Below are 1,556 nucleotides of genomic sequence, written 5' to 3' on the forward strand. Positions count from 1 at the left end.
AGACGGGGTCGCCTAGACGGGGTCGCCTAGACGGGGTCGCCTAGACGGGGTCGCCAAGACAAAAAATCTTTTCCTCCGTGCCTCCGTGGCAAAAAAAAATTACCCCGCCCCACCAAACAGCGAAAACGTCAACAAGTCCGGATTGGTCAATGTCAACTGATGTCGAACGGACTCGCTATACCACTCATCCAACACCTCAGCGGCAGCCTTCATTGCCGGTGGACGCCGTTTGGCATGATGAGCATCTGAAGTCACAAACTGCACCAGCTCATGGTCCAGTAACCAGCGGGCAGTGTTCTGGGCCTTCTCACCAAAAAAGCCGGGAATACACCCGGCGGTCACCTGCAGCAATGCACCTCGTTCTACCAACGGAAAGATCCGTTCAGGGTAAACCATCAGCTCTTTATTCCTTTCCGGGTGAGCAATTACTACCCGCACCTGCTGGCGATCCAGCCATTCCAGCATTGGTTCAATACCCATCGGAATATTGCCATGGAGCATTTCCAACAGCATACAGTCGTAACCGTCCCACTTACCGATCATCGGGATACGCTTCTGGCACAGCTGGAACATCAACTCATTGCTGAAGCGCACTTCCGCCCCCATGGCCAGCTGAACACCGATACCGGCTTGCCGTACATGACCAACCAGCACATCAAAGGCGGGGGCAATGGTGGTGATATCGTTATCGTAACGGCCGGGATGCATATGGGGTGTACAGACCATCCGCTGGATATCATTGGCTTCGGCTATACGCAGCAGTTCCAGGGATTGCTCCAGAGTGTCCGGGCCGTCATCAATGGCGGGAATAATATGGTTATGAATATCTATCATGTATGCGCTACCCGCTTCCCGCTGCCCGCTTCCCGCTGCCCGCTTCCCGCTGCCCGCTTCCCGTAAAAGCACCCGACTTATCTTTTTCGGGTAACGGGAAGCGGTCTTTTTAAGTGCTGTGTTCCAAAACAATCACCCAACGCCAAAGTCCTGACAGGGGATAATTGGGTATATCGCCATTTAATGCCACTGGTCAGCTCCGCCCGGCAACACCATCCTCCACGAATACAGTTAAGGAAAGGTTAAAAGAAGTACCTTCATGGAGGAAGAGATGTTGTATTCTCCCGGGCTGCGCTCTGCAGCTGGTTTTCTTTTACTAATGCTGATGCTGTTATTCCCGTTACTGTCTCCGCCCCTTTCGGCCAGCTCTCCGGATCAGTGCAATATTGGCAACCGTTACCTGGTGGGCCATCTGGAAACCGTAACCCGTATTGACCATCAGTTTGATACCCATCTGCCTGCACTGATTGACTCCGGCTCCACCACATCCTCGCTGGATGCTCGGGATATAACGTTCGAAACTTTAGGCACTAATCCCCACTGGGTAAGGTTTAAAATCCTGACAGAGCGAGGCGGCCATGGGCGGGAAGTGACCCTGCTCAAACCCGTTAAACGGTATATCCGTGTGCAAACCCATTCCGGGAAACCACAGCGACGTCCGGTGATCGAAGCCACCATTGAACTGGGCAATATAAAAACCACCACCGAGTTCAGCCTTACCT

The 1,556-nt window shown here is 53.1% G+C and carries 2 protein-coding genes; one reads left to right on the forward strand and one right to left on the reverse strand.

The features are described 5' to 3' along the window. Positions 1 to 99: 99 nt before the first annotated feature. Positions 100 to 966, reverse strand: a complete 867-nt coding sequence (locus KDK15_RS16010; RefSeq protein ID WP_257296390.1) for a tyrosine-protein phosphatase — start codon at positions 964 to 966, stop codon at positions 100 to 102. A gap of 139 nt (positions 967 to 1,105) precedes the next feature. On the opposite strand from KDK15_RS16010, the gene KDK15_RS16015 reads away from it, so the two are divergent. Then, positions 1,106 to 1,556, forward strand: a 451-nt coding sequence (locus KDK15_RS16015; protein WP_257296391.1) for a RimK/LysX family protein, incomplete at its 3' end; no start/stop codon positions are given.

The sequence above is a fragment of the Endozoicomonas sp. YOMI1 genome (assembly GCF_024606345.1).
Lineage (GTDB): Bacteria > Pseudomonadota > Gammaproteobacteria > Pseudomonadales > Endozoicomonadaceae > Endozoicomonas.